Annotated in this window: 19 protein-coding genes; 10 read left to right on the top strand and 9 right to left on the bottom strand. The window is 68.7% G+C overall.

Features of this window, described 5'->3' with window-relative positions:
* Positions 1–24 precede the first annotated feature (24 nt).
* The 4 genes from HH212_RS25760 to HH212_RS27555 form a co-directional block, all read right to left on the bottom strand.
* Complete coding sequence (locus HH212_RS25760; RefSeq protein WP_170205052.1) at positions 25–777, bottom strand: c-type cytochrome; 753 nt, start codon at positions 775–777, stop codon at positions 25–27.
* An 84-nt stretch (positions 778–861) separates the two neighbouring features.
* Complete coding sequence (locus tag HH212_RS25755) at positions 862–1,308, bottom strand: c-type cytochrome (RefSeq protein WP_170205051.1); 447 nt, start codon at positions 1,306–1,308, stop codon at positions 862–864.
* A 127-nt stretch (positions 1,309–1,435) separates the two neighbouring features.
* Entirely contained in the window at positions 1,436–2,158 is a 723-nt protein-coding gene (locus tag HH212_RS25750) for a 3'-5' exonuclease (protein ID WP_170205050.1), read from the bottom strand.
* A 90-nt stretch (positions 2,159–2,248) separates the two neighbouring features.
* Positions 2,249–2,626 (bottom strand): ProQ/FINO family protein, encoded by a 378-nt coding sequence (locus tag HH212_RS27555; protein ID WP_308633272.1) that lies wholly within the window; start codon positions 2,624–2,626, stop codon positions 2,249–2,251.
* A 1,054-nt stretch (positions 2,627–3,680) separates the two neighbouring features.
* Here HH212_RS27555 and rpoD point away from each other — a divergent pair.
* The 5 genes from rpoD to HH212_RS25720 all read left to right on the top strand — a co-directional run bounded on the left by rpoD (position 3,681) and on the right by HH212_RS25720 (position 11,791).
* Positions 3,681–6,569 carry an RNA polymerase sigma factor RpoD gene (gene rpoD, locus HH212_RS25740; protein WP_170205048.1) on the top strand — a complete coding sequence of 963 codons (2,889 nt, stop codon included), beginning with the start codon at positions 3,681–3,683 and terminating at the stop codon, positions 6,567–6,569.
* 285 nt (positions 6,570–6,854) lie between these two features.
* On the top strand, positions 6,855–7,583 hold the full coding sequence (locus tag HH212_RS25735; protein ID WP_170205047.1) for a gluconate 2-dehydrogenase subunit 3 family protein: 729 nt from the start codon (positions 6,855–6,857) through the stop codon (positions 7,581–7,583).
* A gap of 2 nt (positions 7,584–7,585) precedes the next feature.
* Entirely contained in the window at positions 7,586–9,361 is a 1,776-nt protein-coding gene (locus tag HH212_RS25730) for a GMC family oxidoreductase (protein WP_170205046.1), read from the top strand.
* Between the two features lie 13 nt (positions 9,362–9,374).
* On the top strand, positions 9,375–10,757 hold the full coding sequence (locus HH212_RS25725) for a cytochrome c (RefSeq protein WP_170205045.1): 1,383 nt from the start codon (positions 9,375–9,377) through the stop codon (positions 10,755–10,757).
* A 188-nt stretch (positions 10,758–10,945) separates the two neighbouring features.
* Entirely contained in the window at positions 10,946–11,791 is an 846-nt protein-coding gene (locus HH212_RS25720) for a transporter (protein ID WP_170205044.1), read from the top strand.
* A 213-nt stretch (positions 11,792–12,004) separates the two neighbouring features.
* On the opposite strand, the gene ppc is transcribed toward HH212_RS25720, so the two are convergent.
* A complete protein-coding gene (gene ppc, locus HH212_RS25715) occupies positions 12,005–15,004 on the bottom strand; it encodes a phosphoenolpyruvate carboxylase (protein ID WP_370663946.1) in 3,000 nt (999 codons plus the stop codon).
* A 93-nt stretch (positions 15,005–15,097) separates the two neighbouring features.
* Between ppc and hemC the strand changes: the two genes are divergently transcribed.
* The 5 genes from hemC to ppa all read left to right on the top strand — a co-directional run bounded on the left by hemC (position 15,098) and on the right by ppa (position 20,205).
* The gene (gene hemC, locus HH212_RS25710) at positions 15,098–16,081 is read left to right on the top strand and encodes a hydroxymethylbilane synthase (RefSeq protein ID WP_370663899.1); all 984 of its coding nucleotides are present in this window, start codon (positions 15,098–15,100) and stop codon (positions 16,079–16,081) included.
* A complete protein-coding gene (locus tag HH212_RS25705; protein WP_308633233.1) occupies positions 16,074–17,039 on the top strand; it encodes a uroporphyrinogen-III synthase in 966 nt (321 codons plus the stop codon). The genes hemC and HH212_RS25705 overlap by 8 nt, the downstream gene beginning before the upstream one ends.
* The gene (locus HH212_RS25700) at positions 17,036–18,313 is read left to right on the top strand and encodes a uroporphyrinogen-III C-methyltransferase (protein ID WP_170205041.1); all 1,278 of its coding nucleotides are present in this window, start codon (positions 17,036–17,038) and stop codon (positions 18,311–18,313) included. Before HH212_RS25705 ends, HH212_RS25700 begins: the two co-directional genes overlap by 4 nt.
* Before the next feature lie 3 nt (positions 18,314–18,316).
* A complete protein-coding gene (locus HH212_RS25695; protein WP_170205040.1) occupies positions 18,317–19,513 on the top strand; it encodes a heme biosynthesis protein HemY in 1,197 nt (398 codons plus the stop codon).
* A 116-nt stretch (positions 19,514–19,629) separates the two neighbouring features.
* Positions 19,630–20,205, top strand: coding sequence for an inorganic diphosphatase (gene ppa, locus HH212_RS25690; protein WP_170205039.1), 576 nt, complete (start codon positions 19,630–19,632; stop codon positions 20,203–20,205).
* 270 nt (positions 20,206–20,475) lie between these two features.
* Here ppa and HH212_RS25685 read toward each other — a convergent pair whose 3' ends face one another.
* From HH212_RS25685 to HH212_RS25670, 4 genes are all read right to left on the bottom strand, one after another.
* Positions 20,476–22,002, bottom strand: coding sequence for a PA domain-containing protein (locus HH212_RS25685; protein ID WP_229217472.1), 1,527 nt, complete (start codon positions 22,000–22,002; stop codon positions 20,476–20,478).
* Entirely contained in the window at positions 21,989–22,399 is a 411-nt protein-coding gene (locus HH212_RS25680) for a post-PEP-CTERM-1 domain-containing protein (protein WP_170205038.1), read from the bottom strand. Before HH212_RS25680 ends, HH212_RS25685 begins: the two co-directional genes overlap by 14 nt.
* Positions 22,400–22,410: 11 nt before the next feature.
* Positions 22,411–23,079 (bottom strand): choice-of-anchor J family PEP-CTERM protein, encoded by a 669-nt coding sequence (locus HH212_RS25675; RefSeq protein WP_170205037.1) that lies wholly within the window; start codon positions 23,077–23,079, stop codon positions 22,411–22,413.
* 364 nt (positions 23,080–23,443) lie between these two features.
* On the bottom strand, positions 23,444–24,517 hold the full coding sequence (locus HH212_RS25670; RefSeq protein WP_211172422.1) for a branched-chain amino acid ABC transporter permease: 1,074 nt from the start codon (positions 24,515–24,517) through the stop codon (positions 23,444–23,446).

Genomic DNA, 24,517 nt, shown 5'->3' with positions numbered 1-24,517 from the left:
CGGTGGGTCTCATGCCGGTGGGTCTCATGGACGCGCCACGGCGGTTCGCGGCCGCGCCTCGGGCGCGCTGCCGCAGGCCAGCGGCAGCGGCCGATCCGGCTGCGGCGCCGGGCGCACATCGGACGGCTGCGGCTGGCTGGCCAGCCAGGCCGAGACGGCGGCGATGTCCGCCGGCGACAGGCGTGCGGCGATGACGGCCATGCAGTCCGGCGCCAGGGCGTGGCGGTCGCCGTTGCGCCAGGCGCCGAACTGGGCGTTGATGTAGTCGCGCGGCAGCCCGGCCAGGCCGGGAATCGCGGGCAGGGCGCCGGTCAGGCGTTCGCCGTGGCAGGCGATGCAGGCCGGCACCTTCAGGGCGGCGTCGCCCTGCGCCACCAGGCGCCGCCCGCGTTCCAGTTCGGCGGCCGATGAATCCGGCCGCCCGGGAGGCGGCGCCGGCGGATGCTGGCCGGCGAAATGGGCGGCGATCTCGCGCAGGTAATCGTCCGACAGCGGCGCCACCATGTGCGTCATCAGCGGATAGCGGCGGCGCTCGGCGCGGAAGTTCAGCAGCTGGTTGTACAGGTAGCCGGCCGGCTTGCCGGCGATGCGCGGGAAGTAGCGCCGCTCCCCGGCCGGCTGCGTGTTCGCGGCCACGGTCGCAGGGGCGCCGTGGCAGCCGGTGCACGCCAGCAGGCGCTGGGCCATGGTGTCCGGCACGACGCGCTGCTGCGCCGCCGCCGGCGCCAGCAGCGCCCAGCCGAGCAGCACGACCGGGATATCGAGACTGCCTCGCATGCGGCTCCTGTCGATGAACGGGTTGGTTCGGACCTGACTCGGGCGTCAGGCCAGATCATAACCCCATCCATGGATGACTTCGCACTATTTCGGGAGGCGGATGGCAGGCCGGCGCGCATCGGCGCCATCGTCGGCGCCGTCGCCGGCTTGCTGGAAGCCGCGCAGATGCGCCAGCAGCGCGGCGAGCTCGCGCTCGTCGCCGATCCCCCAGAAGCGCATGCGGGTGCCCGGCACCACCTTCGACGGATCGCGCAAAAAGGCGGCCAGCGAGCGCTCGTCCCAGACGATGCCGGAGCGCTTCATCGCGTCGGAATAGATGAAATCCGCGCTCGATCCGGCGCGCCGGCCGAACAGGCCGTTCAACTGCGGACCGAAGCCGCCGCGCGCGTTGGGGCCGACCTGGTGGCAGGACGCGCATTTCTGGAAAGCCTTGGCGCCGTCGACCGGGCCGTCGGCGGAGGACGAGCAGGCCTGCAGCGCAGGCAGGAACGACACGAATAACAGGAACGTGGGCAGGCGCAGACGATTCATGCCTGCATTATAGGTGTGGCCGGCGAGGTGCGGCCGGCGAGGTGCGGCCGGCGAGGTGCGGCCGGCCAGGTGCGGCCGGCCAGGTGCCGGCCGGCGCGGCCGGTTCCGGCTGGCGGGCGCCGCGGGTTCAGTCCGGCAACGGGTCCGGTTTCCTGCGTGCGCGTCCGGCGCCGGCACCGGGCGCCTTGTCCGGCGCTGTTGCCGGCAGCGCGTCCGGCGGCAGCGCGCGCCAGTGGCGGTAGACACGCAGGGCGACATGGGCATCGTCGGCGGCGTACTGGATCTGCTTGTCGCTCAGGCGCGGCAGCGACCAGTTGGTGGTGGTGATCTTGCGCGATTTCTGCAGGCGCCGTCCGAAGAAGCGCGCCACCGCGGTCTTGGCGCCCCAGGCGTTGCGCTCGCCGCGGCGCAGGGCGTTGGCCAGGTCGAGCACGTTGCGCGCGTCGATGCCGAGCTTGGCGCGCAGGCGGCGCAGGTCGTCGCCCAGGCCGAAGCCGACCTTGAGGATGGCGGGGGATTCGAGCACCGCGCGCAGCACGGCGATGCCGGCCGCCGGTTCGCCGGCCGCCAGCGCAACGTTCGCGATCTGGAACAGGTAGGCATGGCGGTCGGTCGCGAGCTGCACCAGGTGCGGCCCGGTCGAGACTTCGCCCTTGCGGAAGGTCGGCTTGGATTCGGTGTCGAAGCCGATCGCGTCGGCCTCCAGCAGCGCAGCCAGGGCCGCCGCGGCATCGTCGCCGGAACGCACCAGGCGCACGTCGGCCAGGTCGATGCCCTCGTAGGGCGGCAGCGCATCGTCGGGCGCCGGCGCACGGGCCTGCGCCGGCGCCTGGCGGGCGCCGGCGCTCATGCGGTCATCGGACGTGCGGTCAGCGGCCATACGGTCAGCGGCCATGCGGCCGGCGCGGCGCGGCGCTCGCGGTCATGCTTGACGGCGCGTTCAACGGCGTGCGAACTTGGAAGCCAGCTGCTGCAGCTTTTCCTGGTGCTTGCGCTCGGCTTCTTCCTGGGCCGCCGCCTCGCGTTCGGCCTTCTTGCGGTCGGCTTCCTTCTTGAAGCGTTCCTGCAGCAGTTCCTTGGCGTGCTGGCGGTGGGTGGCGGTGACTTCGGCGCCCGGATTGCCGTCCAGGTCGTAGCGCACGGTCGCCTTCTCCATGGCGCGCAGGTAGCGCATCGAACCGGTGTGGATGCCGAGTGCGACGCGCATGGACTTGCGGTTCAGGCCGGGCATGCGTGCCAGCACCTGCTTGTCGATGCCGATCGCCAGCGGCAGGCATTCGCGGAACGCCTTGAATTCCTGCTGCATCTGCTTGAGCAGGGCGCGCGGCGATTGCGCGTCGGCGCCTTTGGCGGCGGGTGCAGCGGCGGATGCTGCGTCGGGGCCGGCGCCGGCGTCATCGGCCGGTTCGCTTGCCGCTTCGGTGGTGGCGCCGGCAGCCGGTTCGCCGGTCGAGGCGGTGGCCGCTGCGCCGGCCGGTTCGCCAGTGGAATCGCCGGCCGGCCCGGTGGCCGCTGCGACGCCCGTTTCGGCATCCGCTTCCGCGGCCGGGGCGGCGGAATCGGCGCTGGCCGGCGCAGTGCTGGAAGCGGTGGCGGACTCGATGCCGGGGACCTTGTTTTCGGTGGCCTCGGGGAACTCGGCGACAGGACTAATTGGTTTCATTGACTTCATGGTAAGAGCGAGAAGCGGAAGAATAGCATGACGGAGCGGCAAGAGCAGGCTTGAATAGTTGCTGTGCGTCGCATTTTTTACGGGAACACCGGGCCGTTGCGCCGGTCGCCGGCTTGCGGCACGCCCGGCGGCAGCGGGCCGGGCCGGCATGCGCCCGGTGCCGGATAACCGCCGGTCGCGCTCGTGCAAAAACCGCAATTTTCGTCGTCGACGGCGGGCACGGGGATGGGAATTCGTGTATGATCCGCCCCTTTCCTTGTGCCGGCCAGTGCCGGCGCAAACTGGCCGGGAGCGAGGCGGGTGCAAAGGTAGTATGCGAAACGTTTATATCCATTATCGGATATTGAAATTATCGCTAATTCTCTCCTTCTTGCATAATACGCCTGTCTCCTCTATTTCTCCCCTGGAAAAATAGATTGCAAGCCCGTTGTATGACGGGCTTTTTTTCGTTCTGACATGCATGACCGCGATTTCAACCCGATGCCGTTCCACTTCCGCCGCCTCCGTGCGCCCGGCGCAGCCGCTGTCGCGCGCCCCCGCAGTCGACGCGCGGCGAGGGGCGCGCCACGCAGTGCTTGATATCCGGCCTATCCGCCCTTAGCTAGGGCAATCCCGTTATCCCTTCCCGAGGTCCGCAGCGCGGGCCAGGTGGATTATTGACTTCGCAGGCGCGCAGCTCGCCTCGACTGGAGAGAGTTACATGAAAAACACCGCCAAGACATTGACACTGACAGCGAAGAAGGCGCCGGCGAAAAGCACGGCACAGCTGTCGGTGCCGAAAACCGCGACCTCTTACTTCCTCGAAACGGAAGCAGCGGCCAAGGTGACGGTGGTCAAGACGCGTTCCCGCCTGGCTTCGCTGAAGGCGGTCCAGGCCGAGGAAGCGGCGCAGGCGGCTGCGCAACAAGCCGGGCAGCTGCGTCCGGAACAGTTCGACCAGGCCGTGGCGGCGGGCGCCGAGGCGGCCGAGGCCGTCGCGCTCCAGGTGTCCGCGCCGGAAACCGCTGCCGCCGGCGTCGAGGCCGCGCCGGAAGCAACCGCCACGCCGGCTGCCGCAGCCGTGGAAGCCGTGGAAACGGCAGCCGCCGCACCGGCAGCTGCCGATGTGCCGGCCGCAGGCAATGTGGCGGCCGCGGGCGCCGCAGGCACCGGCACCGCAGCGGACGCCATCGGCGCCGCCCCGGTTGCCGGCCAGCCGGCCGCGGTCGCCGCCGTGTCCGCCGACGACGCCGATCCGATTCCGGTGCCGAGCGCGCCCGCCGCGCCGCCGGTGATCGTGCGCAAGCGCGTCTCCAAGCTGGCCGCGCTCAAGGCCGCCACTGCCGACGCCGCGCCCCAGGAAGCGTCGGCGCCGGTGGCGCCGGTTGCCGCGCCCGCCGAGCCGGAGCAGCCGGCCGCGCGCGTGGTCCGCACCCGCACCGCACGCCGCATCGAGCCGACCCAGGCAGCCGCCGCGCCGGCCACCCCGACCGGTAGCGTCAGCACCACCACCGACGCCGCCGCGCTGGCCGCGATCGACACCTCCGGCTACACCCTGCCGGGCGTGAAGGTGCCGGGGCGCCGCGGCCGCAAGCCGAGCGAATTCATGCCGGAAAACGACGAGATCGCGGCGCTGAACGCGGTCGAGCGCGCCGAACTGAAAGCGGCGTCGAAGCTGCGCGAGCGCAAGGCCAAGGGCGCCGCCAACGTGCTGGGCGGCGAGGAAGGCTTCTCGGGCGAGGAACTGGAAAAGCGCCGCACCCAGTTCAAGAACCTGATCAACATGGGCAAGGAGCGCGGCTACCTGACCCACGCGGAAATCAACGACCAGCTGCCGGAAAACATCATCGATCCGGAAGCGATCGAAGGCATCATCGCGACCTTCAACGACATGGGCATCGCCGTCTACGAGCGTGCGCCGGAAGCGGAAATGATGCTGCTGTCGGACGCCGTGGTCACCCCGACCAGCGAGGACGAGGTCGAAGCCGCCGCCGCCACCGCGCTGTCGACGGTCGATTCCGACTTCGGCCGCACCACCGACCCGGTGCGCATGTACATGCGCGAGATGGGCGCGGTGTCGCTGCTGACGCGCGAGGGCGAGATCGCCATCGCCAAGCGCATCGAAGAGGGCCTGAAGGACATGGTACAGGCGATCTCGGCCTGCCCGGTGACGATCTCGGAAATCATCGCGCTGTCGCACAAGATCGCCAGCGACGAGCTGAAGATCGACGACGTGGTGGACGGCTTCGTCGACCTCGAGGAAAACGCGGCGGCGACCACGCCGGCGCCGGCCGCCGCATCCGACGAGGACGAGGAAGACGACGTCGAGGACGACGACGGCGAAGAGGGCGGAGCGGGCGGCAGCGCCGCCGCCGGCTACTCGGCCGAGCAGTTGGCCGCGCTGCGCAAGAGCGCGCTGGACAAGTTCGCGCTGATCGAAAAGCAGTTCGACAAGATGGGGCAAGCCTTCAAGAACCAGGGCTACGGCTCGGCCCAGTACATGATGGCGCAGGCCGTCATCTCGAACGAGTTGCTGGGCATCCGCTTCACCGCCAAGGTCGTGGAAAAGCTGTGCGACACGCTGCGCAGCCAGATGGACGAGGTGCGCGCCATCGAACGCGCCGTGCTGGACATCTGCGTCAACCGCTGCGGTATGCCGCGCGCCCACTTCATCAAGGTATTCCCGGGCAACGAGACCGACCTGGAATGGGTGCAGCGCGAAGTCGACTGCGCGTATCCGTACAGCGCGGTCCTCAGCCGTAACGCCCCGGCCATCATGGAGCTGCAGCAGCGCATGATCGACCTGCAGGCGCGCGTGGCGCTGCCGCTGGCCGACCTGCGCAAGATCAACAAGCAGATGGCGGCCGGCGAAAAGCGCGCCCGCACCGCCAAGCGCGAAATGACGGTGGCCAACCTGCGCCTGGTGATTTCGATCGCCAAGAAATACATCAACCGCGGCCTGCAATTCCTCGACCTGATCCAGGAAGGCAACATCGGCCTGCTGAAGGCCGTCGACAAGTTCGAGTACCGCCGCGGTTATAAATTCTCGACCTATGCGACCTGGTGGATCCGCCAGGCGATCACGCGTTCGATCGCCGACATGGCGCGCACCATCCGCGTGCCGGTGCACATGATCGAGACCATCAACAAGATGAACCGCATCTCGCGCCAGATCATGCAGGAAACCGGCAGCGAGCCGGACATGGCGACGCTGGCGGCCAAGATGGAGATGCCGGAATCGAAGGTGCGCGAGATCATGAAGATCGCCAAGGAACCGATTTCGATGGAAACGCCGATGGGCGAGGACGGCGATTCGCAGCTGGGCGACTTCATCGAGGACAATGCCACGCTGGCCCCACTGGATGCGGCCATGCACGCCTCGATGCGCAACGTCATCAAGGAAGTGCTGGATTCGCTGACCCCGCGCGAAGCCAAGGTGCTGCGCATGCGCTACGGCGTCGAGATGAGCAACGACCACACGCTGGAAGAAGTCGGCAAGCAGTTCGACGTGACGCGCGAGCGCATCCGCCAGATCGAAGCCAAGGCGATGAGCAAGCTGCGCCAGCCGTCGCGTTCGGACAAGCTGAAGACCTTCCTGCACAACCAATAAGGAATTATGCGGCGAGGATAACGCGCGCCGCCAGGTGCGCGCTTGCACGTAGACTCCAGGTCAATCCATGGCCTGGCGTCTTTTTTTTTGTCTCGCTTCGTGAGATTTGGTGATCTTCTGTCAATAGGGATAGTCACTTATTTCAGCCGGTTGTGTTGTATTTGTCCCAAAGTAAATTGTTGTTGAAATGTATTTTCAGCCCGATCCACCCGGCGCGCATATTACAATCCTCCCTTTTGCCGAGAATTTCCCTGCGGCAACCGTGTCTTCGTTTAAGAGAGCGACATGTCTGACGATAAACAATCTCCATCCCGCCGGCGCCTGATCAAGAGCCTGGTGTTCGTGCCGATGGGTGTCGGCGCCGCCGGCGCCCTGCACGGCGGTCTGCAAACCGCCGGTGCCGCCGCCACCGCGGCGCCCGAGGGCAAGCCGAACCCGTACACGCCGACCTTCTTCAATGCCGACGAATGGCGTTTCCTGAATGCCGCCGTCGATCGCCTGATCCCGCACGACGAACACGGTCCGGGCGCGATCGAGCTGGGCGTGCCGGAATTCATCGACCGCCACATGAAGACGCCGTACGCCCACGGCAGCATCTGGTACATGTCGGGCCCGTGGCTGGATGCGCCGCCGGAGTTCGGCTACCAGGGCAAGCTGCCGCTGTGCGACATCCTGCGCGTCGGCATGAAGAACTTCGACAACCATTGCGCCCAGCAGTTCAATGGCAAGAAGTTCGCCGATCTCGACAAGGGCCAGCAGGAAGCCATGCTGAAGGAAGCCGAAGGCAACAAGCTGAAGTTCCCCGATATCTCCGGCAAGATTTTCTTCGCCAACCTGCTGGCCGAGACCCGCAACGGCTACTTCGCCGACCCCGGCCACGGCGGCAACAAGGGCATGGGTTCGTGGAAGATGATCGGCTATCCGGGCATGCGCGCGGATTACCTCGACTGGGTCGAGGTGCGCGACCGGGCATATCCGATCCCCCCGGTGGACTTGGCAGGCAACAGAGGATAAGCATGGCAATCGTAAAAACCAAAGTAGACGCCGTGATCGTCGGCGCCGGCTGGACCGGCGCGATCCTGGCGAAGGAACTCACCGACCACGGCCTGAACGTGGTCTGCCTGGAACGCGGTCCGGACCGCGACACCCAGCCCGACTTCGCCTATCCGCGCGTGGTCGACGAGCTGGAAGGCTCGGTGCACCGCCGCTACCTGCAGGCGCTGGCCCAGGAAACCGTCACCATCCGCCACGGCGTGAACGACACCGCGGTGCCGTACCGCCAGATGGGTTCGTTCAAGCCGGGCACCGGCGTCGGCGGCGCCGGCAGCCACTGGTCGGGCGCGCACTTCCGCCCGCTGCCGGAAGACTTCTTGCTGCGCTCCAACATGGAACAGCGTTTCGGCAAGAAGCTCTTGCCGGAAAACATGAGCATCCAGGACTTCCCGATCACCTACGACGAACTGGAGCCGAGCCTGGACCACTTCGAGTACGTGTGCGGCACCTCGGGCAAGGCCGGCGTCATCAACGGCCAGGTCCAGGAGGGCGGCAACCCGTTCGAAGGCTCGCGCAAGCGCGAGTACCCGCTGCCGCCGAACCCGAACTACCTCGGTTCCGAATGGTTCTATAAAGCCGCCAAGGAAATGGGCTATCACGCCTACCCGATCCCGGCCTCGAACGCCTCGCGCGCCTACATCAACCCGTACGGCTGCCAGATGGGCCCGTGCAATGCCTGCGGCTTCTGCTCGGACTACGGCTGCCTGAACTACTCGAAGGCCAGCCCGAACGCCAACGTCTGGCCGGTCGTGCGCGGCCGCAAGAACTTCGAGATGCGCACCCACGCGCAGGTGCTGAAGGTCAACCTGGCCGACGACAAGAAGACCGCCACCGGCGTGACCTACCTGGATGCGCAAGGCCGCGAGACCGAGCAGCCGGCCGACCTGGTGCTGCTGTGCGCGTTCTCGCTGTACAACGTGCACCTGATGCTGGTGTCCGGCATCGGCACGCCGTACGACCCGGTCACCAAGACCGGCACCATCGGCAAGAACTACTCGTACCAGAACCTGAACCGCGTCGTCATGTACTTCGACGAGACCGTGCAGGCCAATCCGTTCATCGGCATCGGCGGCGCCGGCGCCACCTTCGACGACTTGAACGGCAAGCAGAACGACCCGACCAAGAGCGGCTTCGTCGGCGGCGGCATCGTCTGGGCGCGCCAGCCGGGCGCCGGTCCGGTGCGCGGCATCCCGACCCCGCCGGGCGTCCCCAACTGGGGCAGCGCCTGGAAGAAGAGCGTCAAGGAAGTGTTCCGCCACCAGTTCTACTACGAAGTGCAGGGTTCGTGCATGTCCTACGACGATGCCTACCTGAGCCTGGACCCGACCTACAAGGATGCCTTCGGCCGCCCGCTGCTGCGCATGACCTTCGACTGGCACGACAACGAGATCAAGGCGTCGCAGTTCCTGGTCGGCAAGGCCCAGGAAATGTGCAAGGTCTTGAATCCGCTGGCGATGAAGGGCGATGCCAAGAAGGATGGCCAGCACTACGACGTGACCCAGTACCAGTCGACCCACACCTGCGGCGGCGCCATCATGGGCAAGGACCCGAAGACCTCGGCCCTGAACAAGTACCTGCAGTCGTGGGACGTGTCGAACGTGTTCGCGCCCGGCGCCAACGCCTTCCCGCAGAACAACGGCTACAACCCGACCGGCCTGGTCGGCGGCCTGGCCTACTGGTGCGCCAAGGCGATCCGCGAGCAATACCTGAGCAACCCCGGCCCGCTGGTGCAGGCATAAGGACGGCATGACGATGAGTACAACGAAAAAAGCCCTTACCGCCGTCGTCGGCATCGGCGTGGTCGTGTTCGCCGGTGCGCTGGCCTATGCCTTGACCCCGACCGAGACCCGCGCGATTCCCGCAACGCCGGCCGGCGCCGCTGCCGACCAGGCCGCGCTGGTGGAAGCCGGCCGCTACGTCGCGGTCGCTTCCGATTGCATCGCCTGCCACACGGCGCCGGGCGGCAAGCCCTTCGCCGGCGGCCGTCCGGTGCAGTCGCCGATCGGTAACATGTACAGCAGCAATATCACGCCGGACAAGGCCACCGGCATCGGCAACTACAGCCTGAACGACTTCGACCGCGCGATCCGTCACGGTATCCGCGCCGACGGCGTCACGCTGTATCCGGCCATGCCGTATCCGTCGTACAGCAAGCTGAGCGACCAGGACATGCGCGCCCTGTACGCCTACTTCATGCAGGGGGTACAGCCGGTCAACCAGGCGAATCGCAAGAACGACATCACCTGGCCGCTGTCGATCCGCTGGCCGGTGGCGATCTGGCGCAAGCGCTTCGCGCCGACCGACGTGGGCACTTTCCAGGTCTCGAAGTACCAGAGCGAAGCGCTGGCGCGCGGCGCCTACCTGGTGCAGGGCGCGGGCCACTGCGGCACCTGCCACACCCCGCGCGCTTCCACCATGCAGGAACTGGCGCTGGACGAAGCCGGCAACGGCGGCAAGGACTACCTGGCGGGCGGCGCCCTGATCGACGGCTGGCGCGCGGTCAACCTGCGCGGCGACCAGGCCGGCGGCCTGGGCACCTGGAACGAGCAGGACATCGTCGACACCCTGAAGACCGGCCGCAACCGCAGCAACGCTGTGGTTGGCGGTCCGATGAACGACGTGGTGGCGCACAGCACGCAGAACATGACCGATGCCGACCTGCATGCGATCGCGTCCTACCTGAAGTCGCTGCCGGCGCACGGCGGCGGCAAGGCGACCTACGCGGCCAGCGAGGACACCGCCAAGGCGCTCAAGGCCGGCCAGGAAGCCAACCGCGGCGCCCAGCTGTACATCGACAACTGCGCCGCCTGCCACCGCACCGACGGAAAGTCGAACGCAATCACCTTCCCGGCGCTGCCGGGCAACTCGACCGTACTGGCCGACGATCCGAGTTCGCTGATCCGCCTGATCCTGCGCGGCAGCCGCCTGCCGTCGACCAGGGAGCGTCCGTCGGAGCTGGGCATGCCGGGCTTCGCATGGCGCCTGTCGGACGACGAGACCGCGCAGCTGGTGACCTTCGTGCGCAACAGCTGGGGCAACCACGCGCCGGCGGCGACGGCGTCGGAAGTGGCCAAGATCCGCAAGGCGATCGAAAAGGACGATGGCCAGAGCCTGGACCAGGCGAATACGCACTGATCCCGCCGCGTTCCGCGAGCGCGCAGGCGCCCGGATCGGTGAAAGCGCTGCCGCGAGGCGGCGCTTTTTTTATGCGTTGCCGTATCGGTCGACTGGTCAGTTGCGTTTAGGTAACGCTCGCGCTTCCCGCGTTGGCGCCGCGCAGCCGGCCGGAGGATACTGGCGTTTTTCTTACTTCAGAGCATGTGATGGCTTTTCCACGTTCCGTTTTTCCTCACCAGGCGTCGTTGTCCGTGGCGCTGCGCATCGGCCTGGCATTGGCGCTGGCCGGCGGCCTGGCGCAGCCCGCGTTCGCGCAAGCATCCGGCGATGACGACATCAGTCCCGACCGTCCCGGCTTCGGCGCCTCCAGCGACACGGTCGGGCGCGGCCGCGTACAGCTCGAAGCCGGCGTGCAGTGGGAGCGCCAGCGCGACGATACGCGGCACGAGCGTGCATTGTCGACGCCGGCCCTGCTGCGCATCGGCGTGGGCGAGGAGCTCGAGCTGCGCCTGGAAACCGACGGCCGCGACGTCATCCACGACGTCGACCCGGCCACCGGCGAGCGCAGCACCACGGTCGGCTACGCCGATACCGCGCTCGGCTTCAAGTGGAAGCTGGCCGAGCAGCAGGGCGCGCGCCCGGCGCTGGCGCTGCTGGGCGAAGTCGACCTGCCCAGCGGCAGCCGCCAGCTGCGCGGCCGCGGCGCCCGTCCCGCCGCTTATGTACCGATGAGCTGGGACCTGGCCGGCGGCGTCAACCTGCAGCTGATGCCCGGCCTCGCCACCGAGAACGACGAGCGCGGGGCGCGCTACCGCTACGGCTTCCTGGCCTTGTCCGTGAGCCGCGCCATCGACGAGCGCCTGCAGGGCTACGTCGAGCTGGCGGCGCCGCAGATCGCCGGGGCGCAGCACGGCGGCACCCAGGCCGCGGTCGACGGCGGGTTCATGTTCAAGCTGTCGAAGGACTGCCAGCTGGATGCGTCGCTGGTGCACGGACTGAACCGCAGGACGGCGGACCTGGGGGTGGCGTTCGGGGTGTCGGTCAGGCGCTGAGAATGAAGGGGTATCGGGCACAAGCGCTTCGCCGAAGGAGCGAGCGCCAATGCGTCGTCCCCGCGAAGGCGGGGACCCATGCGAGGCAAGCAAATTCGTCACATTTGCTCAGCCTGCGCATGGTTCGGGTGCGCCGACTTCGCAAGCGCAGCATGGGTCCCCGCCTTCGCGGGGACGACGATAAGTACCTGGCCATCATTTAAGCCGCACCCATCAACCCGTATTGCGCAAGCCCGCCGCCACGCCGTTGATCGACAGGTGGATCCCCCGGTGCACGCGCTCGTCGACCTGGTCCGGTTCCTTCGACAGCGCGCGGTGGCGCTGGATCAGTTCCACCTGCAGGTGGTTGAGCGGGTCCAGGTAGGCGAAGCGGTTCTGGATCGAGCGCGCCAGCAGCGGGTTGCCGGCCAGGCGCTCGCCGTTGCCGGTGACCAGTTCCAGGCAGCGCAGCGTGGCGTGGTACTCGTCGGCGATGCGCTTGAAGATGCGCTCGCGGAGCAGCGCGTCCGGCACCAGTTCGGCGTAGCGCGAGGCGATCGCCAGGTCGCTCTTGGCCAGCACCATGTCCATGTTGGACAGCAGCGTCATGAAGAACGGCCAGTGGCGCGCCATCTCGCCCAGCAGGGCGCGGCGGCCTTCCCGGTCGGCGTCGTCGGCGCCGTCGGCGATCCAGCCGGACACCGCGGCGCCGAAGCCGAACCAGCCCGGCAGCAGCAGGCGGCACTGGCCCCACGAAAAGCTCCACGGGATCGCGCGCAGGTCTTCGATGCGCCGCGTCGACTTGCGCGAGGCCGGGCGCGAACCGAGGTTCAGCTCGGCGATCTCGGCGATCGGCGTGGCGGCGAAGAAGTAGTCGGTGAAGCCCGGGGTCTCGTACACCAGGTCGCGGTAGGCTTGGTAGGCGCGCTGCGACAGCTCGGCCATCGCCGCCTCGAAGCAGCCCAGGCGCTCGACCTGCGCGCGGTCTTCGCCGTGCGGCATCAGGCCGGCTTCCAGCGTGGCCGCCAGCAGGAGTTCCAGGTTGCGCCGGCCGATCTCCGGGTTGCTGAATTTCGAGGAGATGATCTCGCCCTGTTCGGTCAGGCGCACCTGGCCGTTGACCGTGCCCGGTGGCTGCGCCAGGATGGCGTCGTAGCTGGGGCCGCCGCCGCGGCCGACGGTGCCGCCGCGGCCGTGGAACAGGCGCAGTTTCACATTCGCGTCGGCGAACACTTGCACCAGTTTCAGCTCGGCCTGGTACAGCTCCCAGTTCGAAGTCAGGAAGCCGCCGTCCTTGTTCGAGTCAGAATAGCCGAGCATGACTTCCTGCAGGCGGCCCTGGTTGGCGATGATCTCGTTCACCAGCGGCAGCGCCATCCACTCGGCCATGATGGTCGACGCGCGCTGCAGGTCGGGGATGGTCTCGAACAGCGGGATCACCATCACGTCGGCGCGGCCCTGGCCCGGATGCAGCAGGCCGGCTTCCTTTTGCAGCAGGAAGACTTCGAGCAGGTCGGACACGGTCTCGGTGTGCGAGATGATGTAGTTGCGGATCGCGCGCGCGCCGTAGCGGGCGCGTACTTCGCGCGCCGTGCGCAGCACCTGCAGCTCGGACTCGGTGGTCTCGTCGTAGCTTTCGTAGGGCGAGTACAGCAGGCGCGGCTGGGCCAGCTCGGCCAGCAGCAGCTGCACCTTGCCGGCTTCTTCCAGCTTGGCGTAGTCGGCCTGCACGCCGGCGCGCGCGAACAGGTCGCCGAGGATGCGCTCGTGCACGTCCGAGCTCTGGCGCATGTCGAGCGTGGCCAGGTGGAAGCCGAACACGCGCGCCGCGCGCAGCAGGCCGTGCAGGCGCGGGCGCGCCAGGATGGCGCCGTGGTTGGCCGCCAGCGATGCGTCCACGGTCGTCAGCTCGGCCACGAATTCGGCCGGGTCGTTGTACGGATCGGCGTGGCCGACTTCCTTGCGCAGGATGTTGGTGGCGCCCAGCTCGCGCGCGCTCGAGGCCAGGCGCGCATAGATGCCGATCAGGGCGCGCCGGTACGGCTCGTCGCTGCGGTGCGGCGAGTGGTCGGGCGAGGCATCGGCCAGCGCCTGCAGCGCCGGGCTGGCCGGCACCAGCAGCGTCGAGGGCGACAGTTCGGCGCCCAGCGCGTGCACCTCGTCGAGGTAGAAATCGAAGATGGTGGTGGCCTGGCGCACCAGCGCGCGCTGCATGGTGGCGGCGTTGACGTTGGGGTTGCCGTCGCGGTCGCCGCCGATCCAGCTGCCCATCTGCATGTAGTTGGCGTCGATCGGGGCCGGGGCGTTGACGATGCTGTCGACGCCGTCGTCGTCCGCGACCTCGGCGGCCGGGTGGTCGTCCGGGCTGGGGAAATGCGCCGCGAGTTCTTCCTCGATGTCGTCGTACACCGCCGGCAGTTCGCGCAGGAAGGTGATGCGGTAGTAGGACAGGGCGTTCTCGATCTCGTCGGCCACGGTCAGCTTTTCGTAGCGCAGCATGCGCGTCTGCCACAGCGTGGCGATGCGCGCCTGCAGCAGCTGCAGGTTGCGCGCGCGTTCCTTCGGCGTGAGCGGCAGGTCGCGTTCGGCCAGCAGGCGCGCGATGTCGTGCTCGGCGTCCAGGATGCTCTTGCGCTGCACCTCGGTCGGATGCGCGGTCAGCACCGGCGACACCAGCGCATCCTGCAAGAAGGCCTCGATGGCGTCGCGCCCGATGCCGGCCCCTTTCAGGCGCTCCAATGCGTAGGCCACCGAGGACGGCTGCGGCTTCGAGCCGGCCAGCAGGTGGGCGCGGCGGCGGCGGATGTGGTGCTGGTCCTCGGCGATGTTGGCCAGGTGCGAGAAATAGGAAAACGCGCGCACCACCGAGATGGTCTGTTCGCGCGTGAGTTTCTTCAGCAGCGTGGTGAGCTCGGCGCCGGCCTGCTGGTCGTCCTCGCGGCGGAAGCGCACCGCGGTCTGGCGCACGGTCTCGACCACGTCGAACACCGCCTCGCCCTCCTGGGCGCGCAGCACGTCGCCCAGCAGGCGGCCCAGCAGGCGGATGTCTTCCTTCAGCGGCGCGTCCTTGTCGGCGCCGGCGGCGATGGTGCTCGATGCATCGATGGTGCTTGGTGCATTCATGTCTGGTGCAGGTTTGTCCATTATCGACCACGGGTTGGATTGGTGGGAAGGCATGGCGGCAGGCAGGGCGCCGGACTCGTCGACAGGCATGGCGGCCGGCTGTCGGTACAGGGGGCGCGTGCTAGAATTTGTGGTTCCAAGCATGCCTTGCCGGGCCGGCCGGTACGGCACGGCGGCGGCACAACGACAGTGAAAGAATCCGTTTTGAACTCTACCGATACGACCCAGCGCATCCCCGCGAAACTCATTATCGCATCGCGCGAGAGCAGGCTGGCCATGTGGCAGGCCACGCACGTGCGCGACCGGCTCGCGGCATTATATCCGCAGTGTCAGATCGACATCCTCGGCATGACGACGCGTGGCGACCAGATCCTGGACAAGACCCTGTCCAAGGTCGGCGGCAAGGGCCTGTTCGTCAAGGAGCTGGAGGTGGCGATGGCGGAAGGGCGCGCCGACCTGGCCGTGCACTCGCTCAAGGACGTGCCGATGGAACTGCCGCAGGGCTTCGAGCTGGCCGCCGTGCTCGAGCGCGAGGACCCGCGCGATGCCTTCGTCTGCAACGACTACGACAGCCTGGCCGGCCTGCCGCCTGGCAGCGTGGTCGGCACCAGCAGCCTGCGCCGCCAATCCTTGATCGCGGCGCGCTACCCGCAGCTGGTGATCAAGCCGCTGCGCGGCAACCTCGACACGCGCCTGGGCAAGCTCGACCGCGGCGACTACGCCGCCATCATCCTGGCCGCCGCCGGCCTCAAGCGCCTCGGCCTGGAGCGCCGCATCCGCGCCTACCTGGAACCGGAGATCAGCCTGCCGGCCGCCGGCCAGGGCGCGATGGCGATCGAGATCGTGGGCGGCGCGCGCAGCGACGGCGCCGACCTGACCGCGCTGCTGGCGCCGCTGAACCACGAAGCCACCGCGCGCGCGGTCACGGCCGAGCGCAAGGTCTCCAAGGTGTTCGGCGCCAGCTGCCAGATCCCGCTGGCGGCGCACGCCGTCATCGACGGCGACACGCTGCACCTGCGCGCCATGGTCGCCACGCCGGACGGCCGCCGCAGTGCCTTCGCCGAGGCATCCGGCCCGGCGGCGCTGCCGGAAGCGGTGGGCGAGCAGGCGGCGCAACTGCTGGCGCAGCAGGACGCGGCCGCGATCCTGGCCGAGTGCAAGCGCGATGCCGCCGCCGGCGATGCCTGAGCAGGACGCAGGCGCGGCGCCCGGCGCGGCCGTGACGCCGCCTGCGGCCATGGGCGCCGCCGCGGCGGCCGCGGGCGGCCATTCCGATGCCGCAGCGCTTGCGGGTGCGTATCCCGGCGCCGCCGGTGCGGATGGGACCGCGTCTGCCGTTGCGGCGCCGAATTCGGCGTCTGAAGCGCGTGACCGGCACGATGTACCGGTCGTCATCACCCGCCCGCGCCGCCAGGCCGAACCGCTGGCGCGGGCGGTGACGGCGCTGGGGCGGCGTCCCGTGCTGCTGCCGCTGCTGGACATCGCGCCGGTCGACGACCAGGACGGCTTGCGGTGCGTGCTGGCCGGCCTGCACGAGTACGCACTGGTCGCCTTCGTCTCGCCCAACGCGGTCGACGCCGCCTTCGCCCATATTCCGCGCTGGCCCGCGGACACGGCGATCGCCGTGGTGGGCGAGGGCAGCCGCCTGGCGCTGGCGCAGTACGGCGTCGACGACGCCTGCGCGCGCATCTACCGTCCGCGCGATCCGGCCCACAGCGATTCCGAGCACCTGCTGCAGGCGCTCGACCTGGATGCCATCGCCGGCCGCCGCGCGCTGGTGGTGCGCGGCGACGGCGGCCGCGAGCTGCTGCCCGACGCCCTGCGCGCGGCCGGCTGCGCGGTCGACACCCTGGTCGCCTACCGGCGCGCCGTGCCTGCGCTGGACGCCGCCCTGGCCGCTGCGCTGGCCGACCTGCTGGTGCGCCCGAACGACTGGATTGTCACCAGCTCGGAAGCCTTGCGCGGACTGGATGCGCTGGTGCGCAGCCTGGAAGGTGCGGAAAATGTGGCAAAACTGCAACAGCAACGCCTGATCGTGCCGCATGCCAGGATCGCGCAGACCGCACGGGCGCTGGGTTTCACGGAAATCACGCTGACCGGTTCCGGCGACGAGCGTTTGCTTGCCGCGTTACAATCACGGGCATGAACGAATTGCCCAACCAGCCAGACCAGCCGGGCGCGGGCGGCGCGTCCGTGCCGCCGGATAGCCACGCCGCGCCCGCCGCTTCCACGCCTTCCGCCGCCACGTCCGCCGCCGCGGCGGGCGCGTCCCCGTCCTTCGCGCCGCCGCCGCTGGGCGAGCCGCGCGTGCCCGAGGGTTCAAGCCTGGGGGCCTTGCTGGGCAAGCCGCAGAATGTCGCCATCCTGGCGCTGGCGCTGCTGCTGGCGGTGCAGACCTGGTCGACCCACAACCGCTTCGGCAAGCTGCGCGAGGAAGTCGCGCGCACGCTGCAGAAGGACAATGCGTCCAACGCCGAGACCGCGCAGCTGGTGCGCGACACCCAGGAAAGCGCCAAGGAACTGGAAGTCAAGGTCGGGGTGCTGGAAAGCCGCGCGGCCGAGTCGCAGAACCAGCAGGCGGCGCTGCAGCAGATGTACCAGGACGTCTCCAAGAACCGCGACGAATGGGCGTTGACCGAGATCGAGCAGGTGCTGTCCACCGCCAGCCAGCAGCTGCAGCTGGCCGGCAACGTGCAGGGCGCCCTGATCGCGCTGCAGAATGCCGACCGCTCGCTGTCGCGCTCCGACAAGCCGCAATTCATCACCATCCGCCGCGCCATCGCGCGCGACATCGAGAAGCTCAAGGCGCTGCCGTCGGTGGACCAGGCCGGCATCGCGCTGCGCCTGGACAACGTGATCGCGCAGATCGACGGCTTGCCGCTGCTGTCCGACGAGAAGCCGGCCCAGCCGAGCGCGCCCAGCCGCGTGAACGGCGGCGCCCGCGGCGCGGTTGCGGCGCCGGCACGGCCTGCCGGCGCCGGGTCGCCGGCCGCCGGGTCGCCGGCCGCAGGTTCGCCGGCCGCCGAGGAGCCGGGGCTGGGCCGGCGCATGGCCGAGACCTTGCGCAACTGGAGCCACGAGATGTGGGACGACATGCGCCAGCTGGTGCGGGTGCGCACCGTCGACACGCCGGAGGCGCTGATGCTGTCGCCGAGCGAATCGTATTTCGTGCGCGAGAACCTCAAGTTGCGCCTGCTGAACGCGCGCCTGGCGCTGTTGTCGCGCAACGAAGGCACCTTCCGCGACGACCTCGGCAATGCCCAGGAAATGCTGGTCAAGTACTTCGACACGCGCGCGCGCTCGACCCAGGTGGCGCAGGCGCTGCTGCGCCAGGTGCAGGCCAACAACGTGTCGATCGACGTGCCCGACCTGTCGGAAAGCCTGAACGCCGTGCGCAACTACAAATCGAAGAGCCAATAAGCCATGCGTCTACTTCTCTGGCTGGTGGCCCTGATGGCGGCGGCGATCGGCATCGCCGTGACCGCCCGCTTCAATCCCGGCAACGTGGTGTTCTTCTATCCGCCGCACCGGATCGACATGTCGCTCAACCTGTTCGTGGTGCTGGCGGCGCTGCTGTTCCTGGTGCTGTACGGCCTGGTGCGCGCATTGCGCGCTACCCTCGGCATGCCCGAGCGCGTGGCCGAGTACCGGCAGCGCAAGCGCGAGCGCGAAGCCAACCGCGGCCTGCGCGAGGCCCTCAAGGCCTTGTTCGAGGGCCGCTTCGGCCACGCCGAAAAGGCCGCCATGCGCGCCGCCGAGCTGCCCGAGAATGCCGGCCTGGCAGCCCTGGTCGGCGCGCGCGCCGCGCACCGCATGCGCGAGCCGGCGCGGCGCGACGCCTGGCTGGCCGGCATCGCCCACGACGCCGGCCTCAAGACCGCGCGCCTGATGACGGTCACCGAACTGGCGGTCGACGAGCACAAGCCGGAAGGCGCGCTGGAAGCGGTGGCCGAGCTCAACGCCAGCGGCCAGCGCCACATCCACGCGCTGCAGTGGGCGATGAAGGCCAACCAGCAGGCGCGCAACTGGCCGGAAGTGCTGCGCCTGGTGCGCACGCTCGACAAGCGCAATGCCTTGCACCCGGCGCTGTCGAAGCGCCTGCGCGAGCTGGCCTACGAAGACCTGCTGGCCGAAGGCGCGCAGGACGCCGATGCGCTGCGCCGCGAATGGGCGGCGGTGCCGGCGGCGGATCGCGTGCAGCCGGCCATCGCCGCGCGCGCGGTGGCCGCCTTGAATGCGCACGGCCTGCACGACGAAGCGCGCGCGGTGGCCGAGGACGCCCTGCGCGCCGGCTGGGACGAGCGCGTGGTGCGCGCCTACCGCGACGCCGCCGCTCCGGAAGGCTCGGCGGCGCTGCTGGCCCAGATCGAACACTGCGAAGCCTGGCTGCGCGAGCATCCGGACGATGCCCAGCTGGCGCTGACCCTGGGTTCGCTGTGCCTGCGCCAGAAACTGTGGGGCAAGGGCCAGCGCTACCTCGAGCAGGCGCTGTCGGACGCCGGCGACGGCGTCATGGTGCGCGAGGCGCACCTGAAGCTGGCGCAACTGCACGAAGCGCTGGGCCAGCACGAGGAAGCCGCGCGCCATTACCGCCAGTGCGCCCTGGCGACCTTGTTGTAGAACGTTCGTTTTCCTCGGCTGTTTCCGTCGTTGATGAGGGCTTGTGCGCCGCACAAGCCCGGGACGATTCGCTATAATGGCTCCCTTTATTGTTTCTCCAGCAACCAAGGACACCCATGAGCCTGAATAACGTCAACGCCGGCCGCGATGTGCCGAACGACTTCAACGTCGTCATCGAAATCCCGATGAACGCCGACCCGGTCAAGTATGAAGTGGACAAGGAATCCGGCGCGATCTTCGTCGACCGCTTCATGGGCACCGCCATGCACTACCCGTGCAACTACGGCTACATCCCGAACACCGTGGCCGACGACGGCGACCCGTGCGACGTGCTGGTGATCACCCCGTTCGCCCTGATCCCGGGCGTGGTGGTGCGCTGCCGCGTGCTGGGCGTGCTCAAGATGACCGACGAAGCCGGCGGCGACTCGAAGATCCTGGCGGTGCCGGTCGAGAAACTGTTGCCGCTGTACAGCAACCTGCAAAAGGTGGAAGACGTCCCGGAACTGACCCTGCGCCAGATCCAGCACTTCTTCGAGCACTACAAGGACCTGGAAAAAGGCAAGTGGGTCAAGGTCGAGGGCTGGGAAGGCCCGGAAGCCGCCAAGCAGGAAATCCTGACCGGCGTGAAGAACTACGAAGCGACCCAGCCGAACCAGGACGCGGTCACGCAGCCGTCGATCAACCAGCTGTAATCGGCGCGCAGCCGTCCGCGGCGTCCGCCCGCTTTTCATCGTACGGGTGCGATGCGGGCGTGACGCGAGCGAGCGGACGCGGTCGCAACATCGAAGCCGGCACCTCGTGGTGCCGGCTTTTTTTCGTCATGCGCTTCGGCGGCGCGACCTCGCCGGCGCGCCCTGGACCGCGGGAGCGCCGCTCGGGCGGACTACCTGAGCGTCACCCCGCCGCGCCGGCAGAACGATGGACTGCCGGACTGCCGGACTGCCGGACTGCCGGACCGCGGCTTACCAGCCGATATCGCGCAGCAGCGGGAAGGTCAGGTCGCGCGGCGGCGTCACCTCGTGCGTCAGGTCGACGTTGATCGCCGGTTCCATCAGCTGGTTCGGCTTGGCCTCGGTGGTGTAGTGCGAGACGCTCGAACCCGGCGACAGGGTGCTGGGCGTGTACAGCAGGATCCGCCCCGCACTGTCGGTGCCGGCCAGGCGGTTCGGATTGACCCCCAGGCTGGCGAGCACGCCCGACTGGGTGCGCGAGCGCCGCTGCAGGGACGCCTTGAGGGTGACGCCATCGGCTTGCGTGATGCGCACGGCCGGGATGGCGATGGTCGGATCGGCGCCGCCGAGGTCGCTGACGTCGCCCGGCTGGTTGTCGGCCACCACCATGCCGATCGCGCCGGCCGCCTGCACGTTGCGCGCCTTGTCGACGAAGGGGCAGGTGCCGCGGTCGACCAGTGCGACGTTGCCGCGCACCGCCAGCGCATTCAGGTTGCTCAACGGTTCGCAGGCCAGGCCGGTGCCGTTGGCCTGGTCGACCACCGGCATCAGCTGGCCGCTGACCGCCGGCTGGCCGAGCGGCGGGCCGAAGGCGGCATCCCCGACCTGGTAGTTGCCGGTCGCGCTGCCGGCGGCGCTGCCGGAAATCGCCAGGTTCGAGGCAGGGTCGAGCACCTGCGGCACGGCGGCGGTGACGATCGGGCCGTTCCACGACAGGCCGCGCCAGGTCGTGGCCGATGCCGCGCGTTCGGCCGGCGTCATCTCCACCCACAGGCGGTTGTTGCGGTTGTTGAGCAGGTAGTAATCCCAGATCGAGGGGATGTTCAGGATCTCGGCGCCGGTCTCGTCGTCGGTGAAGGTCTGGAAGCCGAAGCCGTGCGCGAACTCGTGCAGCAGCACGGTCACCAGGTCGATCTGGGTGCCGAAATTGCGGTCCAGGCCCAGGTAGAAGCCGGAACCCGGCAGGCAGTCGGAAAACAGGCCGACACGCGAATTGAAGCGCGCCACGATGTGCGGCTCGCCCGGCGTGGCGACGTCCTCGCCGGCCAGCTTGCTGGCCAGGGCGCTCGGATACCAGGTGTTGGCGCGCGGCGCGTTGGGGAAATCGGACCAGATTTCGTTGGCGCCGGCCGAACCCAGCGTGGCGCTGGTGGCGGTGCACGACAGCGGCACGAACGAGGCGCCGATGCGGATCGGCACGTTGCTGGTCAGCGTGGCGCCCCAGATATCGGCGGCGCGCTGGAAGGCATACAGGCGCTGCTGGCCGAGCGTGGTGCCGGGGTTGCCGCCGACCGGCGCGGCCGGGGTCGGGTCGTTGAAGCCGACGCCGGTGGCGTTCTGGTTGACGATCACGATGGTGGCGGCGGCCTGTGCGCTGCCCGCGGCGCCGGCGACGGCGCAAGCCAGGGCGGCCGCGGCCGCCATCGTCCGGGCGGCGGCAGCGGTGCGCTGCAGGCGCGACGGCGCGGCAGGCTGCGATTGGGCAGCCCCCGATTCGGCCGGCTGTAGCCCGGCGGACGGCATTTCAGCGGACATCATGGCTGTGCTCCTTGTGTTCGGTGTTGGCGGGACGGCCGAGGGCATCGGCGGCGGCCGCTTCGCCCTGCACGCACTGGCTGGACAACGTGCCGTCGGCGCCGCGCGCGACGACTTCGTAGACCATGGACTTCTCGCCCAGGCGCACGCCGCGCGCGCCATTACGGGCGCTGAGCGCGGCCGGTCCCTGCGCCGCGCCGGCGCCGAGCGCTGCCGGCGCCGGCGCCTTGGCGCGCAGTGCCCGGAGTTCATCGGGCGTGGGTGCGCGTACCTGGCTGGTGACGGGGTCGCGCACGACGACCATGCCTTCCTGGCCGGCCGCCTTGGCCTGCATCGAGAACGCGGCGAGGGCGCACAGCGCCGCCATGGCGCTGGCAGTGAGCATTTTTTGCTTGGACATGATGGTTCCTCTCATTGACGCGATGCGCGGCGCAGCAGCCCGAAGCCGCCCAGGCCCATGGCCAGCATCATCCAGGCAGCCGGTTCGGGGACAGCCGTTACCACCGAGACCGTGTCCAGGCCCACATAGTTCAAGGTATCGGCCTGGCCGACATAGCGGAACGCGAAGCGGCCGGCGCCCTCGGTGCCGATGCTGGCGGTGAACGCGGTCCAGTCGTCCGGATAGGCGGTGGCGCGCCCGACGCTGCCGAGCAGGGTGGAGAAACCGGACGGATCGCTGCCGGAACCGGACGAAAAACGGACTTCGAGCAGGTCGTTGAAGTTCGATTCCGTATCGTGGCGGGTGAAGAAGCTCAGTACCGTGGTGCCGGTCAGGTCGAGGACGGGGGTGATCAGCCAGTTGTCGACGCTGCCGCTGCCGTTGGCGGCGCCGAGGTAGTTGGCGGCCGCGTAGGCATCGGCGGCGCCGGACTGGGCGCCGAAGATGCCCGGGTTGCCCTGGAACCAGCCCGTGCCGGGTGGCGTACTGGCGTTGAGCTGGGTCCATCCATCCAGGCCGCCGAGATTGCCGAACCCTTCATTCAGTACTTCGACCCCGGCGGCGCCGGCAGTGCCGGAGCCCAGCGCCGCCAGCGAAACGACCGCCGTCGCGCACATGGATTTCGCGGAAAGCCCTTTCATGGGAAAGCCCTTTCATGGAAGCCAGTAGGATGGTGGACAGCTCGCGCTGGCTGGTCGACGAGGCCACTGTTGGGCTCATCATATGATTCAAAAGTCAACAGGTATTGATCTTTGGCTAACGGCCGGGCTGGACAGGTGAAGGCGAATCGGGCAGTACGCGCGGGCGCAAGGCATGCACCCTGGATGCGAATATTGGGGGAAATTGAGATCGTGCAATTACTTGCAGGTGGGAAGTTGCAATATCGCAAGACCGATCTGGCAGGCCTGCCGGTGCCGGATGCGACGCCATGCGGCGGGACGGCGCCCGCACGGCATCGTCAGGCATGCACGCATGTATGCCTGCACATGCGTGCAGGACCGGCCGTCAGCGCTTGCGGTAACGCCGCATGCGCAGCTTGCCGACGATCCCGATCGGGAAGAAGTAGATGGACAGGATGAACAGCACGCCCAGCCACAGCATCCAGCGGTCCGGATGCAGCACCGCCGCCAGCGGCGGCACGCCCGCCAGCGCCTCCGATACCTGGCCCATCAGCGTTTTCAGGTAGTTCTGCGCCAGGATGAACAGGGCGGCGCCGACCACCGCGCCGTACATCGTCCCCATGCCGCCGATCACGACGATCAAGAGGATGTCCGTCATCACCTCGAAGCCGAGCATGGTCTTGGGGCCGACGTAGCGCAGCCACAGCGCCATCAGGGCGCCGGCCAGCGCCGCCACCACGGCGGCCAGTACGTTGGCCCAGATGCGGTAGACCACGGTGCGGTAGCCGAGCGCCTCGGCGCGGAATTCGTTCTCGCGGATCGCCTGCAGCACCCGTCCGAACGGCGAGTTCACCAGGCGCAGCAGCAGCAGGAACAGCAGGGCGCAGCCGGCCAGCACGAGGTAATAGGTGATCAGGCGGCCATCGACGGCGCGGCCCAGCACGTCGCTCTCGAACAGGGTGAAGCCGGGCGACAGCAGCGCCGGCACGCCGAAGGTGCGCCCGTCCTCCCCGCCCGTCAGGTCGGACAGCTGCGACGCCAGCACCGAGAACGAGGCCGCCACCGCCAGCGTGATCATGGCGTAGAAGATGGCGCGCACGCGCAGCGCGAACAGCCCGATGAGAAAGGCGAGCAGCACCGTCAGCGCCAGCGCCAGCCCCAGGCCGGCCAGCGCGGCGCCCCAGGTCGGTTCGTCGACGCGCGCCAGGGCGATGCCGATGCCGTAGGCACCGATGCCGTAGAACATCGTGTGGGCGAACGAGACGATGCCCGTATAGCCCAGCAACAGGTCGTATGACGCCACCAGCACGACGTAGATGCAGACGGTGGCCGCGGTGTTGAGCGGACGCGCGCCGCTGAACAGGAAGGGCGCCAGCAACAGGCCGAGCGCGATCGCGACCAGCAGGCCGGTCAGCAGGCGGCTGCGCGGCAGGTCGTTCGACAGGAGCTTCGCCAGCAT

This window comes from Massilia forsythiae, from assembly GCF_012849555.1.
GTDB lineage: Bacteria > Pseudomonadota > Gammaproteobacteria > Burkholderiales > Burkholderiaceae_D > Telluria > Telluria forsythiae.
This window is presented reverse-complemented; position numbering and strand designations above follow the sequence as displayed.

What these genes read in the sequence shown, in the direction of transcription:
- HH212_RS25760 (WP_170205052.1), bottom strand. Translation starts at nt 777, where the DNA reads ATGCGAGGCAGTCTCGATATCCCGGTCGTGCTGCTCGGCTGGGCGCTG.
- HH212_RS25735 (WP_170205047.1), top strand. Translation starts at nt 6,855, where the DNA reads ATGTCTGACGATAAACAATCTCCATCCCGCCGGCGCCTGATCAAGAGC.
- HH212_RS25675 (WP_170205037.1), bottom strand. Translation starts at nt 23,079, where the DNA reads ATGAAAGGGCTTTCCGCGAAATCCATGTGCGCGACGGCGGTCGTTTCG.
- ppa (WP_170205039.1), top strand. Translation starts at nt 19,630, where the DNA reads ATGAGCCTGAATAACGTCAACGCCGGCCGCGATGTGCCGAACGACTTC.
- HH212_RS25700 (WP_170205041.1), top strand. Translation starts at nt 17,036, where the DNA reads ATGAACGAATTGCCCAACCAGCCAGACCAGCCGGGCGCGGGCGGCGCG.
- HH212_RS25680 (WP_170205038.1), bottom strand. Translation starts at nt 22,399, where the DNA reads ATGTCCAAGCAAAAAATGCTCACTGCCAGCGCCATGGCGGCGCTGTGC.
- HH212_RS25730 (WP_170205046.1), top strand. Translation starts at nt 7,586, where the DNA reads ATGGCAATCGTAAAAACCAAAGTAGACGCCGTGATCGTCGGCGCCGGC.
- HH212_RS25755 (WP_170205051.1), bottom strand. Translation starts at nt 1,308, where the DNA reads ATGAATCGTCTGCGCCTGCCCACGTTCCTGTTATTCGTGTCGTTCCTG.
- rpoD (WP_170205048.1), top strand. Translation starts at nt 3,681, where the DNA reads ATGAAAAACACCGCCAAGACATTGACACTGACAGCGAAGAAGGCGCCG.
- HH212_RS25720 (WP_170205044.1), top strand. Translation starts at nt 10,946, where the DNA reads ATGGCTTTTCCACGTTCCGTTTTTCCTCACCAGGCGTCGTTGTCCGTG.
- HH212_RS25685 (WP_229217472.1), bottom strand. Translation starts at nt 22,002, where the DNA reads ATGATGTCCGCTGAAATGCCGTCCGCCGGGCTACAGCCGGCCGAATCG.
- HH212_RS25670 (WP_211172422.1), bottom strand. Translation starts at nt 24,517, where the DNA reads ATGCTGGCGAAGCTCCTGTCGAACGACCTGCCGCGCAGCCGCCTGCTG.
- HH212_RS25705 (WP_308633233.1), top strand. Translation starts at nt 16,074, where the DNA reads ATGCCTGAGCAGGACGCAGGCGCGGCGCCCGGCGCGGCCGTGACGCCG.
- HH212_RS25695 (WP_170205040.1), top strand. Translation starts at nt 18,317, where the DNA reads ATGCGTCTACTTCTCTGGCTGGTGGCCCTGATGGCGGCGGCGATCGGC.
- HH212_RS25725 (WP_170205045.1), top strand. Translation starts at nt 9,375, where the DNA reads ATGAGTACAACGAAAAAAGCCCTTACCGCCGTCGTCGGCATCGGCGTG.
- HH212_RS25750 (WP_170205050.1), bottom strand. Translation starts at nt 2,158, where the DNA reads ATGAGCGCCGGCGCCCGCCAGGCGCCGGCGCAGGCCCGTGCGCCGGCG.